14 protein-coding genes are annotated in these 16,695 nt (G+C 72.6%); 13 read left to right on the forward strand and 1 reads right to left on the reverse strand.

The features are described from left to right. Positions 1-2 precede the first annotated feature (2 nt). A complete protein-coding gene (gene pheT, locus IEY55_RS22550; protein WP_189060526.1) occupies positions 3-2,480 on the forward strand; it encodes a phenylalanine--tRNA ligase subunit beta in 2,478 nt (825 codons plus the stop codon). 145 nt (positions 2,481-2,625) lie between these two features. Here pheT and IEY55_RS22555 read toward each other — a convergent pair whose 3' ends face one another. Continuing rightward, positions 2,626-3,612 (reverse strand): hypothetical protein, encoded by a 987-nt coding sequence (locus IEY55_RS22555; protein WP_229686643.1) that lies wholly within the window; start codon positions 3,610-3,612, stop codon positions 2,626-2,628. Positions 3,613-3,816: 204 nt separating this feature from the next. Here IEY55_RS22555 and argC point away from each other — a divergent pair, with 204 nt between their 5' ends. From argC to tyrS, 12 genes are all read left to right on the forward strand, one after another. Continuing rightward, the gene (gene argC / locus IEY55_RS22560; RefSeq protein ID WP_189060527.1) at positions 3,817-4,860 is read left to right on the forward strand and encodes an N-acetyl-gamma-glutamyl-phosphate reductase; all 1,044 of its coding nucleotides are present in this window, start codon (positions 3,817-3,819) and stop codon (positions 4,858-4,860) included. Further along, positions 4,857-6,065 carry a bifunctional glutamate N-acetyltransferase/amino-acid acetyltransferase ArgJ gene (argJ, locus tag IEY55_RS22565; RefSeq protein WP_229686644.1) on the forward strand — a complete coding sequence of 403 codons (1,209 nt, stop codon included), beginning with the start codon at positions 4,857-4,859 and terminating at the stop codon, positions 6,063-6,065. Before argC ends, argJ begins: the two co-directional genes overlap by 4 nt. A 7-nt stretch (positions 6,066-6,072) precedes the next feature. After that, positions 6,073-6,981 carry an acetylglutamate kinase gene (gene argB / locus IEY55_RS22570; protein ID WP_189060547.1) on the forward strand — a complete coding sequence of 303 codons (909 nt, stop codon included), beginning with the start codon at positions 6,073-6,075 and terminating at the stop codon, positions 6,979-6,981. Next, complete coding sequence (locus tag IEY55_RS22575) at positions 6,981-8,189, forward strand: acetylornithine transaminase (protein ID WP_189060529.1); 1,209 nt, start codon at positions 6,981-6,983, stop codon at positions 8,187-8,189. The genes argB and IEY55_RS22575 overlap by 1 nt, the downstream gene beginning before the upstream one ends. Beyond that, positions 8,186-9,127 (forward strand): ornithine carbamoyltransferase, encoded by a 942-nt coding sequence (gene argF / locus IEY55_RS22580; RefSeq protein ID WP_189060530.1) that lies wholly within the window; start codon positions 8,186-8,188, stop codon positions 9,125-9,127. The genes IEY55_RS22575 and argF overlap by 4 nt, the downstream gene beginning before the upstream one ends. Then, the gene (locus IEY55_RS22585) at positions 9,124-9,630 is read left to right on the forward strand and encodes an arginine repressor (protein WP_189060531.1); all 507 of its coding nucleotides are present in this window, start codon (positions 9,124-9,126) and stop codon (positions 9,628-9,630) included. Before argF ends, IEY55_RS22585 begins: the two co-directional genes overlap by 4 nt. 70 nt (positions 9,631-9,700) lie before the next feature. Further along, positions 9,701-10,900: an argininosuccinate synthase gene (locus IEY55_RS22590; RefSeq protein WP_189060532.1), complete on the forward strand. Its 1,200-nt coding sequence runs from the start codon at positions 9,701-9,703 to the stop codon at positions 10,898-10,900. Between the two features lie 226 nt (positions 10,901-11,126). Beyond that, positions 11,127-12,566, forward strand: coding sequence for an argininosuccinate lyase (argH, locus tag IEY55_RS22595; protein ID WP_268239347.1), 1,440 nt, complete (start codon positions 11,127-11,129; stop codon positions 12,564-12,566). A 17-nt stretch (positions 12,567-12,583) separates the two neighbouring features. Continuing rightward, entirely contained in the window at positions 12,584-13,216 is a 633-nt protein-coding gene (locus IEY55_RS22600) for a DNA-3-methyladenine glycosylase (protein WP_189060533.1), read from the forward strand. Between the two features lie 41 nt (positions 13,217-13,257). Further along, positions 13,258-13,635, forward strand: a complete 378-nt coding sequence (locus IEY55_RS22605) for a hypothetical protein (RefSeq protein WP_189060534.1) — start codon at positions 13,258-13,260, stop codon at positions 13,633-13,635. Positions 13,636-13,680: 45 nt separating this feature from the next. After that, positions 13,681-15,165, forward strand: a complete 1,485-nt coding sequence (locus IEY55_RS22610) for a multicopper oxidase family protein (protein ID WP_189060535.1) — start codon at positions 13,681-13,683, stop codon at positions 15,163-15,165. A gap of 74 nt (positions 15,166-15,239) precedes the next feature. After that, positions 15,240-16,514: a tyrosine--tRNA ligase gene (gene tyrS / locus IEY55_RS22615; RefSeq protein WP_189060536.1), complete on the forward strand. Its 1,275-nt coding sequence runs from the start codon at positions 15,240-15,242 to the stop codon at positions 16,512-16,514. The last annotated feature ends 181 nt before the right edge of the window (positions 16,515-16,695 follow it).

A 16,695-nucleotide genomic window follows, 5' to 3' on the forward strand; every position in this document is an offset into this window, starting at 1 on the left:
TCGTGCGCATCCCGGTTTCCTGGCTGGCGACCCGTCTGGAGTTGCCGGAGGACACCACACCGCAGCAGCTCGCGGACGCGTTCCTGCGGATCGGTCTGGAGGTCGAGGGGGTGCACCCGCTCGGCCCGGTCACCGGTCCGCTGGTGGTCGGCCGCGTCGCCGAGATCGAGGAGCTGACCGGCTTCAAGAAGCCGATCCGCTACTGCCAGGTCGAGGTGGGTGGCGAGGATCCGCAGGGGGTCGTCTGCGGCGCCACGAACTTCCGCGAGGGCGACCTGGTCGTGGTGGCCCTGCCCGGCGCGGTGCTGCCCGGTGACTTCACGATCTCGGCCCGCAAGACCTACGGCCGCATCAGCAACGGCATGATCTGCTCGGCCCGTGAGCTGGGCTTGGGCGACGAGCACGCCGGGATCATGGTGCTGCCGCCGGGCACGGCGAGCCCCGGCGACGACGCCCACGAGTTGCTGGGCCTGGACGACACCGTCATCGAGCTGGCGGTCACCCCCGACCGCGGCTACTGCCTGTCGGTGCGTGGCCTGGCCCGCGAGCTGGCCTGCGCGATGGACCTGCCCTACGGCGACCCGGCCGCCATCGAGGTGCCGGAGGCCACCGGCGACGCGCACCCGGTGCGGGTGGAGGACCCACAGGGCTGCCCCCGGTTCGTGATGCGTCGGGTGTCCGGCATCGACCCCACGGCGCCCACGCCGTGGTGGATGCAGCGTCGTCTGCTGCTGGCCGGAATCCGGTCGATCTCGCTTCCGGTCGACGTCACCAACTACGTGATGCTGGAGACCGGCCAGCCGCTGCACGCCTTCGACGCCAACCTGGTCAAGGGCGAGCTGGTGGTGCGGCGGGCCACCGCCGGCGAGAAGCTGACCACTTTGGACGGTGTCGAGCGCGAGCTGGACCCGGACGACATCATCATTTGCGACGACACCGGTCCGGTGTCGCTGGCCGCGGTGATGGGCGGGGCCAGCACCGAGATCGGCTCGGACACCACCGACGTGCTGATCGAGGCGGCGAACTGGGACCCGGCGAGCGTGGCGCGCGCGGTGCGCCGCCACAGGCTGCCGAGCGAGGCGGCCAAGCGCTTCGAGCGCGCGGTCGACCCGGCGCTGCCGCCGGCCGCCGCGGAGCTGGCCGCGCAACTGCTGGTGCAGTACGCCGACGGCCGGTTCGGCCGCGGCCGCACCGATGTGGGCCCGGCACCGGTGCGGGAGCCGATCACGATGCCGCTGAGCCTGCCCGACCAGGTGGCCGGTGTCCGCTACGAGCGGGGCGCCACCGCGCGCCGGCTGGGCCAGATCGGCTGCCGGATGGAGCTGGTCACCGCCGACGACGGCACCGCGATGGTCACCGCCACCCCACCGACCTGGCGCGCGGACCTCACCCAGCCGGCCGACCTGGTCGAGGAGGTGCTGCGGCTGGAGGGCTACGACACGATCCCGTCCACCCTGCCGCCCGCCCCGGCCGGTCGCGGGCTGACCGAGGGGCAGCGGCGGCGCCGCGCGGTGTCGCGGGCCCTGGCGTCCGCCGGCTACGTGGAGGTGCTGCCCTTCCCGTTCACCGGGCCGGCCGTCTGGGACGCCTTCGGGCTGGACGCCGACGACGTGCGGCGCCGGACCGTGCAGGTGCTCAACCCGCTGGAGACGGAGCGGGCGGAGCTGGCGACCACGCTGCTGCCCGGCCTGCTGGACACGTTGCGGCGCAACGTCTCCCGCGGTGAGCGCGACGTCGCGTTGTTCCACATCGGACAGGTCGTGCTACCCAGGGCCGAGCAGGTGCCGATGCCGGAGGTGGGCGTCGCCGACCGCCCCTCCGACGAGGAGCTGGCGTTGCTGGACGGGGCGTTGCCGCAGCAGCCCACGCACGTTGCCGTGGTGCTGGCCGGCCAGCGGGAGCAGGCCGGCTGGTGGGGCAAGGGCCGCGCCGCGAGCTGGTCGGACGCGGTGGCCGCGGCGCACCTGGTCGCGGCCGGGGCCGGGGTCGAGCTGCGGGTGGTGGCGGCCGACCACGCGCCGTGGCACCCGGGGCGGTGCGCCGAGCTGAGGGTGGGCGACTGGCCGGTGGGGCACGCCGGCGAGCTGCACCCCAAGGTCGTGGAGGCGTTGGGCCTGCCGAAGCGGACCTGCGTGATGGAGCTGGACCTGGACCAGCTGCCGCTGACCGAGCGGCGGCCGGCGCCGAAGGTCTCGCCGTACCCACCGGTGCTGCTGGACATCGCGCTCGTGGTGGATCGCAAGGTGCCGGTCGCAGAGGTGGCCGAGGCGGTGCGCGACGGCGGCGGGGAGCTGCTGGAGGACGTGCGGCTCTTCGACGTCTACGAGGGCGAGCAGATCGGCGAGGGGAAGCGGTCGCTGGCCTTCGCGCTGCGGTTCCGTGCCGCCGACCGGACGCTGACCGTGGAGGAGGCCAGCGTCGCACGGGACACCGCGGTCGCGGCGGCCACCGAGCGCTTCGGCGCCACACTCCGCGCCTGATACTGACAGCGACAGGGGCGCCCCAGCCATCATGGCCGGGGCGCCCCCGTTTTCGTTTTGATACCCCAGGGCAGCGGAGCACCCGACTGTATTGGCAGTCGGGTGTTGTGCGACTAATTGCTAACAGCGTGCTCGAATCCGGTGATCAGAGGTACTTCTCTGCCATGGCGCGGTACTCCTTCTCCACGCCCAGACCGAGGTAACCCCACGGGATGTCGTGCAGGCGGTCGCCCATCGCCGTCAGGTGCAGCCGGGCCCGGCTCGCGTCGTCAGCCATCCCGAACGCCGCGGCGAACAGGTTGTGTGCCTCCAGCGCACGCGGGTGCGGTCGTGGCGCGCACATCCAACGGTCGGCCGCCGCGGCGATCTCGTCCCTCGCCTGCGCGAAGTAGTGCGTGTTGAGTCGCACGATCGCCCGCCGGTCCCGAGCCTCCAGCGCGTTCTGCAGGCACTCCAGGTAGACCTCGAAGTGCGCGAGCACGACCATCGCCGACACCGGGTCGCCCTGCGGCGCCCGGTCCGCGCAGCCCCGGGCGAACGCCAGCATCTCCGTGGCGTCCCCGCCCCACTTCCGGGCCAGGATCTGCACCCGGTAGCAGTTGGCCGTCCACAGCGTCGGGTACCGCGCCGCGACCTCCCGCCACAGGCCGTCCTTCTGTTCCCGGGTCAGGCCCAGCCCCATGGCGGCCACCATCAGGCTCGCCCACGGCACCGGGTCCCGGGGGAGCCGCTCCGCGGCGGACTGCAGCGGGACCACGGCCTTGCGCAGGGTCGCGTGGAAGAGCTTGCGCCGGTCGTCGCTGACGCGCTCCGCCCGGCCGCCGCCGCGCACCGCCCACGCCTCGGCCAGGAACGCCCGGCCGCCCAGCAGCCACAGGTCCGGGTCGCCGGTCTCCCGGGCCAGGGTGACGACCTCCTCGGCCTGGCCGATCAGCTCCGTGCCGAGCACGTCGGCGCGCAGCGCGCGCACCTCGGGCTCGCTCCGGCACTCGGCGAGCACGGTCACCGCCGCGGCGAGCTTCCCCTCGGCGAGCTCGGCCAGGGCCGCATCGAGGACGAGGTCGTCATAGGTGCGGTCCCGCACCATCCGCTCCGGCCCGGTGTGCTCCCCGCGTTTCCCGAACAAGCGCACCCGCGCACAGTAGCCCGAATTGATCAGTGATCAACGCGCGGTCCCGGCGCGTCGCCCGTGCCGCCCGCCACCGGCGCGTCGACGCCGATCAAGGGAACGAAAGCGCAGGTCAGATGGTTGGCACCGGGAAAGTGTGACGAGCGTCAAGCTGCTGCTTGATCAATGTTGTTGATTGACTTTGCATAGCCGTGCATACTCATTCACATGAGGGTACGGGTGGCGGTGGCCGGGGCGAGCGGCTACGCGGGCGGGGAGCTGCTCCGCCTGCTGCTGGCACACCCCGAGGTGGAGATCGGCGCGGTCACGGCCGGCGGCAACGCCGGCGCTCCGCTGGCGGCGCACCAGCCGCACCTGGTGCCGCTGGCCGACCGGGTGCTCGCCGACACCGCCGCCGAGCAGCTGGCCGGCCACGACGTCGTTTTTCTCGCGCTGCCACACGGCCACTCCGCGGCGCTGGCCGCCGAGCTCGGCCCGGACGTGCTGGTGATCGACTGCGGTGCCGACTTCCGGCTCACCGATCCCGACTCCTGGCAGCGCTACTACGGCGGCGAGCACGCCGGGTCCTGGCCCTACGGCCTGCCCGAGCTGCCCCTGGTCGGCGGCACCCGGCAGCGGGATGAGCTGCGGGGCGCCCGTCGCATCGCCGTGCCCGGCTGCTACCCGACCGCGGCCTCGCTGGCGCTGGCCCCGGCGCTGGCCGCCGGCCTGGTCGAGCCCGACGTGGTGGTGGTCGCCGTGTCGGGCACCACCGGCGCCGGGCGCTCGCCGAAGCCGCACCTGCTCGGCTCGGAGGTGATGGGCTCGGCCAGCGCCTACGGTGTGGGCGGGACGCACCGCCACACCCCCGAGATCGCGCAGAACCTGGCCGTCTCCGCCGGTACCGCCGTGCGGGTGTCGTTCACCCCGGTGCTGGCGCCCATGCCCCGCGGCATCCTGGCCACCTGCAGCGCGCCGCTGGCCGCCGAGGTGGACACCACCGCCGTGCGCAAGGTCTACGCCGACGCCTACGACGCCGAGCCCTTCCTCCACCTGCTGCCCGAGGGCGGGTGGCCGACCACCGGCGCCACCCTCGGCTCCAACGCCCTGCACCTGCAGGTGACCGTGGACGCCGACGCCGGTCGGCTGGTCGCGGTCGCCGCGGAGGACAACCTGGCCAAGGGCACCGCCGGTGCCGCCGTGCAATGCATGAACATCGCTCTCGACCTGCCGGAGACCACCGGCCTGTCCACCGTGGGAGTCGCCCCGTGAGCCCGCTGCTGGGGTCCGAGACCGAGCCCTCCGTCGACCGGGGCGCGGGAATCACCGCGCCGTCCGGTTTCCGCGCCGCCGGTGTGGCCGCGGGCATCAAGGACTCGGGCAAGCCCGACCTCGCCCTCGTCGTCAACGACGGGCCGTACGACACCGCGGCCGGTGTCTTCACCGTGAACAAGGTGAAGGCCGCCCCCGTGCTGTGGTCCGAGCAGGTCCTCCGTTACCGGCGGCTGCGCGGGGTCGTGCTCAACTCCGGTGGTGCCAACGCGTGCACCGGTCCGGAAGGCTTCCAGGACACGCACGCCACCGCCGAGAAGGTCGCCGACGTGCTCGGCGTCGGCGCGGTCGAGGTTGCGGTCTGCTCCACCGGCCTGATCGGCGAGCGACTGCCGATGGGTGCCGTCCTGTCCGGTGTGAACACCGCGGCCTGTGCCCTGGCCGGCACGGCCGAGGCCGGGCTGGCCGCGGCGGAGGCCATCATGACCACCGACACCAAGCCGAAGCAGGCCGCGGTGTACCGCCCGGGCGGCTGGACCGTTGGCGGGATTGGCAAGGGATCCGGCATGATCGCGCCCAGCCTTGCCACCATGCTCGTCGTACTCACCACGGACGCGGTAGTGGAGCCGGACACGGTGGATGCCGCCCTGCGCGCCGCCACCCGGGCCACCTTCGACCGCCTCGACATCGACGGCAGCATGTCCACCAACGACACCGTGCTCCTGCTCGCCTCCGGCGCCTCCGGCGTCGAGCCGGAGGTCGACGAGCTGGCTGCCGCGCTCACCGCGGTCAGCGCGGACCTGGCCCGGCAGATGCAGGCCGACGCCGAGGGCGTGACCAAGGAGATCGCGGTCACCGTCACCGGCGCGGCCGGCGAGTCCGACGCGCTCGTCGTGGCGCGCGCCGTGGCCCGCGACAGCCTGGTGAAGACCGCGTTGTTCGGCTCCGACCCCAACTGGGGTCGGATCGCGGCCGCCGCGGGCGCGGCACCCGCCGCCCTGGACCCGGACCGGCTCGACGTCACCATCAACGGCGTCCTGCTCTGCAAGGGCGGGGCGAAGGCCGCCGAGCGGTCCACGGCCGATCTGTCCGGCCGCGACGTCGTCGTCCACATCGAACTCGGCCTCGGCACGGGCACCGCGACAGTCCTCACCACCGACCTGTCGCACGGCTATGTCGAGGAGAACAGTGCCTACTCGTCGTGAGCTGGTCATGACCGAAACCGAGACTCACCCCCGGATCGCCGCCGAGGCCGCCGCCAAGGCGGAGGTCCTCGTGGAGGCCCTGCCCTGGCTGGAGCGCTTCCACGGCGCCACGGTCGTCGTCAAGTACGGCGGCAACGCCATGGTCGACGACCAGCTCAAGCGCGCCTTCGCCCAGGACATGGTGTTCCTGCGGCTGGCCGGGCTGCGCCCGGTCGTCGTGCACGGCGGTGGACCGCAGATCGGCGCCATGCTCGACCGGCTGGGCATCCACAGCGAGTTCCGCGGCGGCCTGCGGGTCACCACGCCGGAGGCCATGGACGTGGTGCGCATGGTCCTCGTCGGCCAGGTCGGCCGGGAGCTGGTCGGCCTGATGAACGCGCACGGCCCGTACGCGGTCGGCATGTCCGGTGAGGACGCCCAGCTGTTCACCGCGCGCCGCCGGCCCGCCGTGGTCGACGGTGAGCTGGTGGACCTCGGGCTCGTCGGCGACGTCGTCGACGTCAACCCGGAAGCTGTGCTCGACATCGTCCGCGCCGGCCGGATTCCGGTTGTGTCCACAGTGGCCCCTGACGCGAACGGTGTGGTGCACAACGTCAACGCCGACACGGCGGCCGCCGCGCTCGCCGTGGCACTGCAGGCCGAGAAGCTCGTCGCGCTCACCGACGTCGAGGGCCTTTACGCGAAGTGGCCGGACCGGTCCTCACTCATCGCCCGGATCGACGTCGACACACTGGAGGAACTGTTGCCCACCCTTGCCTCCGGCATGGTGCCCAAGATGGAGGCGTGCCTGCGCGCGGTCCGTGGCGGAGTGCCACGCGCGCACGTGATCGACGGGCGGCTCGCGCACTCCGTCCTGCTCGAGGTCTTCACGACGTCCGGGGTGGGAACCATGGTCGTCCCGGGGGAGGTGTCCTGATGCCGGGCCTGAGCAACACCACCGCACAGCAGCGCTGGCAGACGGCGTTCATGGACAACTACGGCACGCCCCGGCTCGCGCTGGTGCGCGGCGAGGGCAGCCATGTCTGGGACGGCGACGGCCGGCGTTACCTCGACCTGCTGTCCGGCATCGCCGTCAACGCACTCGGCCACGCACACCCGGCCGTCGTCGCCGCCGTCACCGAGCAGATCGGCCGGCTGGCCCACGTTTCCAACTTCTTCGTGGCCGAGCCGACCCTCGAGCTGGCCGAGACGCTGCTCGACCTCACCGGCGTACATGACACCGGGCGGGTGCTGTTCTGCAACTCCGGTGCCGAAGCCAACGAGGTGGCCTTCAAGATCGCGCGGCGCACCGGGCGGCGGAAGATCGTGGCCACCGAAGGCGGTTTCCACGGTCGCACCATGGGCGCGCTCGCACTGACCGGCCAGCCGGGCAAGCGTGCACCGTTCGAGCCGATGCCGCCCGGCGTCCTCCACGTGCCTTACGGGGACGACGCCGTGTTGGAGTCCACTGTGGATGACGACACCGCGGCAGTCGTACTGGAACCGATCCAGGGCGAGAGCGGCGTTGTCGTGCCACCGGACGGATATCTGCAGAAGGCACGGGAAATCACCGCACGGCACGGCACGCTGCTGGTGCTCGACGAGGTACAGACCGGCATCGGCCGCACCGGAACCTGGTTCGCCTTCCAGCGCGCCGGAATCCTGCCCGACGTCATCACCCTCGCCAAGGGGCTGGGCGGTGGACTGCCCCTGGGCGCCTGCATCGGTGTCGGTGCCGCGGCCCAGCTGCTCGAACCCGGCCAGCACGGCACGACGTTCGGCGGCAACCCGGTGTGCTGTGCCGCCGCTCTCGCGGTGCTGCGCACCATCGCCGCCGACGGCCTGCTGGACCACGCACGCGTGCTGGGCAAGGAAATCAGCGCCGGCATCGAGGAACTGAACCACCCGCTCGTCGTGGGCGTGCGCGGCGCCGGCCTGCTGCTCGGCATCGTGCTCCGCCGACCCGTCGCCGCCGCGGTCAGCGACGCCGCCCGCGCCGCGGGCTACCTGGTCAACAACGTGCAGCCGGACATCGTCCGGCTCGCCCCACCGCTCGTGCTCGACACGAGCGACGCCCACGAGTTCCTCACCGACCTCCCGGCCGTGCTGGACGCGGCCGAGCCCACCACGGAGGCGACCCCGTGACCCTGCGCCACTTCCTGCGCGACGACGACCTCACCCCCGACGAGCAGCGGGCGGTGCTGGACCTCGCCGACGCCATGAAGCGCGACCCGCTGGGCGGCCGGCCGCTCGCCGGACCGAGGGCGGTCGCGGTCATCTTCGAGAAGAACTCCACCCGGACCCGGGTCTCCTTCGAGGTCGGCATCGCCCAGCTCGGCGGGCACCCCGTGGTCGTCGACGGCCGGATGATGCAACTCGGCCGCGAGGAGACCATCGAGGACACCTCTCGCGTGCTGTCCGGCTACGTCGACGCCGTCGTCTGGCGGACCTTCGCCCAGGCCCGCATCGACGCCATGGCCTCGGCGTCCAGCGTCCCGGTCATCAACGCGCTCACCGACGAGTTCCACCCCTGCCAGGTGCTGGCCGACCTGCAGACCGTCCGGGAGCGCCTGGGCAGCCTGGCCGGCCGCACCCTCACCTACCTCGGAGACGGTGCCAACAACGTTGCGCACTCCCTGCTGCTCGGCGGTGCCACCGCCGGCATGCACGTCCGCGTCGGCGCCCCCGCCGGCTTTCACCCGTTGCCGTGGATCCTCGACGCCGCAAAGCAACGCGCCGCCGAGACCGGCGGGTCGGTGCGCGTGCTGACCGACCCGAGGGCGGCCGTCGACGGCGCCGAAGTGCTCGCCACCGACGCCTGGACCTCGATGGGCCAGGAGAACGACGGCAGGGACCGGGTCGGCCCCTTCCGGTCCTACCAGGTCAACGAGGTGACGTTGGAACGCGCCGCACCCGGCGCCATCGTGCTGCACTGTCTGCCCGCCCACCGTGGCTGGGAGATCACCGACGCCGTCCTGGACGGCCCGGCCAGCGCGGTGTGGGACGAGGCCGAGAACCGGCTGCACGCCCAGAAGGCACTGCTGGTGTGGCTGTGGGAGCAGAGCGGAGGTGGGCGGCGGTGACCGGACCCTCCACCAGGGCCGCCCGGCAGGCACGGATCGTCGAGCTGGTCTCCAACTTCGCCATCCGCAGCCAGGCCGAGCTCGCCCGCATGCTGGCCGCCGAGGGCGTCGAGACCACCCAGGCCACCCTCTCCCGGGACCTCGACGAGCTGGGCGCGGTCAAGCTGCGCGGCGCCGACGGCGGCGCGCCCATCTACGTGATTCCCGAAGACGGCAGCCCGGTGCGCGGTGTCCGCGGCGGTACCTCCCGGCTCGCCCGGCTCCTCGGTGAGCTGCTGGTCTCCGCCGACGCCTCGGCCAACCTCACCGTGCTGCGCACCCCACCCGGCGCGGCCCAGTTCCTGGCCAGCGCCCTGGACCGGGCGGCGTTGCACGAGGTGGTCGGCACCATCGCCGGCGACGACACCGTCATGGTCATCGCCCGCGAGCCCACCACCGGCGCCGATCTGGCGCAACGGTTCACCGACATGGCCGCCCGACACCGACCCCAGGGCACCGACTGACGCCTCGGCAGCGGTGCCCTTCCCGCAATCACGAACCCACCAAAGAGCTTGCGCAACAAGGAGAACCACCATGACTGATCGGGTTGTGCTCGCCTACTCCGGCGGGCTGGACACCTCGGTGGCGATCGGCTGGATCGCCCAGGAGACCGGCGCCGAGGTGATCGCGGTGGCCGTCGATGTCGGCCAGGGCGGCGAGGACCTGGACACCATCCGCAAGCGGGCCCTGGCCTGCGGTGCTGTCGAGGCGGTCGTGGCCGACGCCCGCGACGAGTTCGCCGAGCAGTACTGCCTGCCCGCCCTGCAGGCCAACGCCCTCTACATGGAGCGCTACCCGGTGGTCTCGGCGCTCTCCAGGCCACTCATCGTCAAGCACCTCGTCTCCGCGGCGAAGGAGCACGGCGCCGGCACCGTCGCGCACGGTTGCACCGGCAAGGGCAACGACCAGGTCCGGTTCGAGGTCGGCATCGGCGCACTGGCCCCCGACCTGAAGGTGATCGCCCCGGTCCGGGACTACGCGTGGACCCGGGAGAAGGCCATCGCCTGGGCCGAGGAGCGCAACCTGCCGATCGACGTCAGCAAGAAGTCGCCGTACTCGATCGACCAGAACGTCTGGGGCCGGGCCGTGGAGACCGGGTTCCTGGAGGACATCTGGAACGCCCCGACCGAGGACGTCTACTCCTACACCCGCAACCCGGCCGAGCCGCGCGACCCCGACGAGCTGGTCCTCACCTTCGACCGGGGTGTCCCGGTGGCCATCGACGGCGAGACCGTCACCGTGCTGCAGGCCATCCAGGAGCTCAACCGGCGTGCCGGCGCCCAGGGCGTGGGCCGGCTCGACCTGGTCGAGGACCGGCTGGTGGGCATCAAGAGCCGCGAGGTGTACGAGGCACCCGGCGCGATCGCGCTGATCACCGCCCACCAGGAGCTGGAGAACGTCACCCTGGAGCGCGACCTGGCGCGGTTCAAGCGGCAGGTCGAGCAGCGCTGGACCGAGCTGGTCTACGACGGCCTGTGGTTCTCGCCGCTCAAGGACACCCTCGACACGTTCGTGCTGGACACCCAGAAGCACGTCTCCGGCGACGTCCGGCTCGTGCTGCACGGCGGTCGCGCGGTCGTCACCGGCCGGCGGAGCGAGCAGTCGCTGTACGACTTCAACCTGGCCACCTACGACGAGGGCGACAGCTTCGACCAGTCGCTGGCCAAGGGCTTCGTGCAGCTGTGGGGCCTGCCCAGCAAGATCGCGGCCGAGCGGGACCTGCGGGGCAACTGACCGGCCCCGCCCGCCCGCGGCAACGCCCCGGCCGGCACGGGGGACGGGTGCCGAGGTGCCGACCTCCCGACCGGAGGAACTCCACGCGCTGCCGGCGTTCGACCCACCCCGGGTCCGCGTGGTTCGCCCGCACGCTCGATGATCTCGGCAGCCGGTTCCGGTGCCTGACCGGAACCGGCTGCCTTCCGGCCGGCCAGGCCGAAAAATCCGCCGAGAGGAGCTGTAGGTGACCCACCCCGCGGCCGGCGCACTGTGGGGCGGCCGGTTCGAGTCCGGACCCGCCGCCGCCATGGCCGCGCTCAGCCTGTCCACCCACTTCGACTGGCGCCTGGCCCCCTACGACCTGGCCGGGTCCCGCGCGCACGCCCGCGTCCTGCACCGCGCCGGCCTGCTCACCGACGCCGAGCTGGCGGGTATGCTCGCCGGCCTCGACCAGGTGGACGCCGACGTCGCCGCCGGCCGCTTCACCCCGGACCCGGCCGACGAGGACGTGCACACCGCCCTCGAGCGCGGCCTGATCGAGCGGGTCGGACCCGAGCTGGGCGGCAAGCTCCGGGCCGGCCGGTCCCGCAACGACCAGGTCGCCACCCTGTTCCGGATGTGGCTGCGCGACGCCGCCCGCCGCGTCACCGCCGGCGCCCTCGACGTGGTCGACGCCCTGATCGCGCAGGCGCGGGCACACCCGGACGCGGTCCTGCCCGGCCGCACCCACCTCCAGCACGCCCAGCCCGTGCTGCTGGCCCACCACCTGCTCGCCCACGCCCAAGCCCTGCTCCGCGACGTCGAGCGACTGCGCGACTGGGACGCCCGGACCGCGGTCTCGCCCTATGGCTCCGGTGCACTGGCCGGCTCCTCGCTCGGCCTGGACCCGGCCGCGGTCGCCACCGAACTGGGGTTCACCGCCCCCGTGGAGAACTCCATCGACGGCACCGCCGCCCGCGACTTCGCCGCCGAGAACGCGTTCTGCCTGGCCATGCTCGGCGTCGACCTGTCCCGGATCGCCGAGGAGGTCATCGTCTGGACCACCGCCGAGTTCTCCTACGCGGTACTCGACGACGCCTGGGCCACCGGTAGCTCGATCATGCCGCAGAAGAAGAACCCCGACGTGGCCGAGCTGGCCCGGGGCAAGGCGGGCCGGCTGGTCGGCAACCTCACCGGACTGTTGGCCACCCTCAAGGCCCAGCCCCTGGCCTACAACCGGGACCTGCAGGAGGACAAGGAACCGCTGTTCGACTCCGTCGAGCAGCTCGAGCTGGTGCTGCCGGCGATGGCCGGCATGCTCGGCACCCTGGCCTTCGACACCGCGCGGATGGCCGAGCTGGCCCCGGCGGGCTTCACCCTGGCCACCGACATCGCCGAATGGCTGGTCCGGCAGGGCGTTCCGTTCCGGGTCGCGCACGAGGCCGCCGGCGCCTGCGTGCGGCGCGCCGAGGCCCGGGGCGTGGGACTGGACGAGCTCACCGACGCCGAGCTGGCGGAGTGCTCACCCCACCTTTCCCCCGCGGTGCGTAGTGTGCTGACCGTGCAGGGATCGATCGCTTCGCGGGACGCCTACGGCGGCACCGCGCCCGCGCGGGTGGCCGAGCAGCTCGAGCGCCTCGTCGCCCGCGCCCGCGACCACCGGGACTGGGTCGCCGCCGGGAACCGGGCGGCGGGCCGGGCGTGAACGCCGCACCCGAACCCGTGACCGAACCGGTCCGCCGGCAGGACCTGGCCGTCGACCCGGTGGTCGCCGCCAGGTCCCTGCTCGGCACCGTGCTGACCAGCACCACCCCGGAAGGTGAGGTCGCCGTCCGACTGGTCGAGGTCGAGGCCTACCGCGGTGGCGACGACCCCGCCTCGCACTGCTACCGCGGCCGCACCAGCCGCAACGAGGTCATGTGGGGCCCCGCGGGCCATCTTTACGTCTACTTCGTCTACGGAATGCACTTCTGCGCCAATGTCGTGTGCCTGACCGACGGCGTGCCCGGCGCGGTGCTGCTGCGGGCCGGCGAGGTGGTGGCCGGCCACGACCTGGCCCGCGAACGCCGCCGCACCGCCCGGCGGGACGCCGACCTGGCCCGCGGCCCGGCCCGGCTCACCACCGTGCTCGGCCTGGAACGCGAGCACAACGGCGTCGACCTCACCGACCCGGAGGCCCCGGTGCGGCTGCTCACCGGCGACCCGGTGCCCGACGAGCGGGTACGCACCGGCCCGCGGGTGGGCGTGGCGACCGCGATGGAGCTGCCGTGGCGGTTCTGGACCGACGGCTCGCCCGCGGTCAGCACCTACCGCCGCGGCACCCGCCGCCACCGGATCAAGCTCACCCGGGACTGACCACAGCCGAGGCCATTACCCCGTATGGGTATGGTGGCGCCGTGATCAGCGTGGCGCGCGGGCGGTGCGGAGCGATCCGGCTGCTCCGCCTGCTCGCGTTCGTCACCCTGTTGGCCGGCCTGCTCGCGATGCATTCCCTGCCGGCTGCCCATGACGGTGGGCAGCCGACGGTGCTTGCCTCCGCCAGCCACGACCGGCACGACGCCGGTTCGCCGGAACCGGCCCCGCCGTGCGAGGCATCCGAGACGGGCCAGCATTGCGTCTCTCCGGCACCCCCGTCGGTGCCGGTGCTCGGGGCGCCGCCGTTGTTGGGGCTCACGGAGCCGCCACGTGGCTCCGCCCCCACACCCCCGGGGACCGACCCCGGCGCGCCGCACGAGGACCCGCCCCTGGCGCGCTCGGTCCGGCTCCGAATCTGATCGTTCTCCTTCCCCAGTGTCGTTTGCTTTCGTGAAGGAGAAGTCGTGTCGTTCGACCCTGCCCTGTCCCGCCGTCGTTTCCTGCTCGTCGCCGGTGCCGCCCTGACGGCGCCCGGCCTTGCCGCCTGTGGGGCCGGCACCGTCTCCGCCGAGACGCTTCCGGCCGCGATCTCCCGGGTGGAGAGCACCCGCCGCAAGGGCGGCGCCCGCACCGTGACCCACTCCCTCGTCGCGAAGCCGACCCGGCTCGACCTCGGCGGGGTCCAGGTCGACACCTGGGCCTACGGCGATGAGCTCCCGGGACCACGGCTCCGGGTGACCGCGGGCGACGTCCTGCGTGCGGACCTGCGCAACGAGCTCCCCGCGGACACCACGATCCACTGGCACGGGCTCGCCCTGCGCAACGACATGGACGGCGTCCCGCAGGTCACCCAGCCGCCCGTCCCGCCGGGCGCCAGCTTCCGCTACGAGTTCACCGTCCCGGACCCGGGCACGCACTGGTACCACCCACACGTCGGCCTCCAACTCGACCGCGGCCTCTATGCCCCGCTCATCGTGGACGACCCCGCCGAACCCGGCCGGTACGACGCCGAGCTGGTGGTCGTCCTCGACGACTGGCTCGACGGTGTTGCCGGCACCCCCGACGAACAGCTCGACAAGCTCCGCCAGGGAGGGATGCACCATGGCTGGCCGCAGGGGATGGCCGAGCGGCCCACCTCCCTCGTCGGCGGGGACGGTGGCGACGTCGCACACCCCCACCTCGTCGCCAATGGGCGGGTGGCCACGGCTCCGCGCTCCTTCGAGGCCAGGCCCGGGCAGCGGGTCCGGATCCGGCTGATCAACGCGGCGGCCGACACCGCGTTCCGGGTCGCGCTGGGCGGCCACCGGTTGACGGTGACCGCAAGCGACGGGTTCGACACCGAGCCCGTCGAGACCGACGCCGTCCTGATCGGGATGGGGGAGCGTTACGACCTGCTCGTCACCCTCGGCGACGGTGCATTCCCGTTGGTCGCCGCGGCCGAGGGCAAGCCGGGGCGGGCGTTGCTGGTCCTGCGCACCTCACCGCAGGCGGCTCCGCCGCCGGCCGACGTCCGGCCGGCGCAGCTGTCGGGTCGTGTCGTCACCCTCGCCGACCTTCGGTCGACGCCCGGGCACCGGCTACCGGCACGGCGTCCCGACCGCACCCTCACCCTGCGGCTGGGCATGTCGCACCGCGGCTACGAATGGCTGATCAACGGAAGGGCGTTCGACCCTCGCCGGGATGACCTGCCCATCCAGGAGGGCGAGCGGGTCCGGCTCAGGTTCGTCAACCAGACGATGATGTTCCACCCGATGCACCTGCACGGTCATACGGGGCAGGTGGTGCGGGCCGACGGCGCCGGGCCACGCAAGGACACCGTCGTCGCGCTGCCCATGCGGACGGTCGAGCTCGACCTCGACGCCGACAACCCCGGCCGGTGGATGGTGCACTGCCACAACGCCTACCACGCCGAGGCAGGCATGATGGCGTTGATGGGCTACACGGCCTGAGTAGGACGTCGTGGGGGTGNNNNCCCCCCCCACGACGCGGAACCGATTTGACCTGGTAGGGGAAGATTTCCGGCGTGAGCGAGCACATCCTCGACGAGCTGACCTGGCGCGAGCTGATCGCGCAGTCCACCGACCTCGACGCCCTGCGGCGAGACCTGGACTCCGGCCCGCTCACCCTCTATGCCGGCTTCGACCCCACCGCGCCGAGCCTGCACGCCGGTCACCTCGTGCCGCTGCTCGCGCTACGCCGCTTCCAGCGCGCCGGCCACCGGCCGATCGTGCTCGCCGGCGGCGCCACCGGCCTCATCGGTGACCCGCGCGAGGTGGGGGAGCGGTCCCTGCAGTCCGCCGACGTGGTCGCCGAGTGGGCCGAGCGCATCCGCGGCCAGCTGGAGCGGTTCGTCGACTTCGACGGCTCGTCGACCGGCGCCATCGTGGAGAACAACGCCTCCTGGACGGCGTCGCTGTCGGTCACCGAGTTCCTCCGGGACGTCGGCAAGCACTTCACGGTGAACGTGATGCTGAACCGGGAGACCGTCCGGCGCCGCCTCGAAGGCGAGGGCATCTCCTACACCGAATTCAGCTATATGCTGTTGCAGGCCAACGACTACCTGCAGCTCTTCCGCCGGCACGGCTGTCGGCTCCAGCTCGGCGGCTCGGACCAGTGGGGCAACATCGTCGCCGGGGTCGACCTGGTTCGCCGGGTCGAGAGCGCCCAGGTGCACGCGATGACGCTCCCCCTGGTCACCGACACCGAGGGCCGCAAGTTCGGCAAGTCCACCGGTGGCGGCAACCTGTGGCTCGAGCCGTCGATGACCTCGCCGTATGCCTGGTACCAGTACTTCGTCAACACGGCCGACGCGGACGTGGTCCGATACCTGCGGATGTTCACCTTCCTCACCGAGGAGGAGATCCGCGGCCTGGAGCGGGACACCCGGGAGCGACCGCAACTGCGGGCGGCACAGCGCCGGCTCGCCACCGAGCTGACCACCCTGGTGCACGGCGAAACGGAGACCGACCGGGTCATCGCGGCCAGCCAGGCCCTGTTCGGGCGCGGTGAGCTGCGGGAACTGGATCAGGCGACGTTGGACGCGGCCATGGCCGAGGCACCGAGCGGCAGCGTGCGGCTGGTCGACCAGCCGACCATCGTCGACCTGCTGGTCGCCAGCGGGGTCGTGCCGAGCAAGGGCGCGGCCCGGCGCACGGTCAACGAGGGCGGGGCCTACGTCAACAACACCAAGATCGGCGACGAGGAGTGGCGTCCCACCGAGGACGACCTGCTCCACGGGCGCTGGCTGGTGGTGCGTCGTGGCAAGCGTCACACCGCGGGCGTGGAAGTGGTGCGCTAGCGTCGGCGTGGAATCATGCCCGCCCGCAGCTGTCCGACCTGCGGAAACAGCTGCGGTCACGGGCGTGAACTTGATCTGACCTGCGGATTTGACCTCTGGATGAGCGGGACGTAAATTTCTCTCTCGTCAGCGCGGAACGGACGTCGATGGCCCGGGGGACTGGGTTGCTGTGGCGGACGGG

Source organism: Longimycelium tulufanense (assembly GCF_014645795.1).
Taxonomy (GTDB): Bacteria; Actinomycetota; Actinomycetes; order Mycobacteriales; family Pseudonocardiaceae; genus Longimycelium; species Longimycelium tulufanense.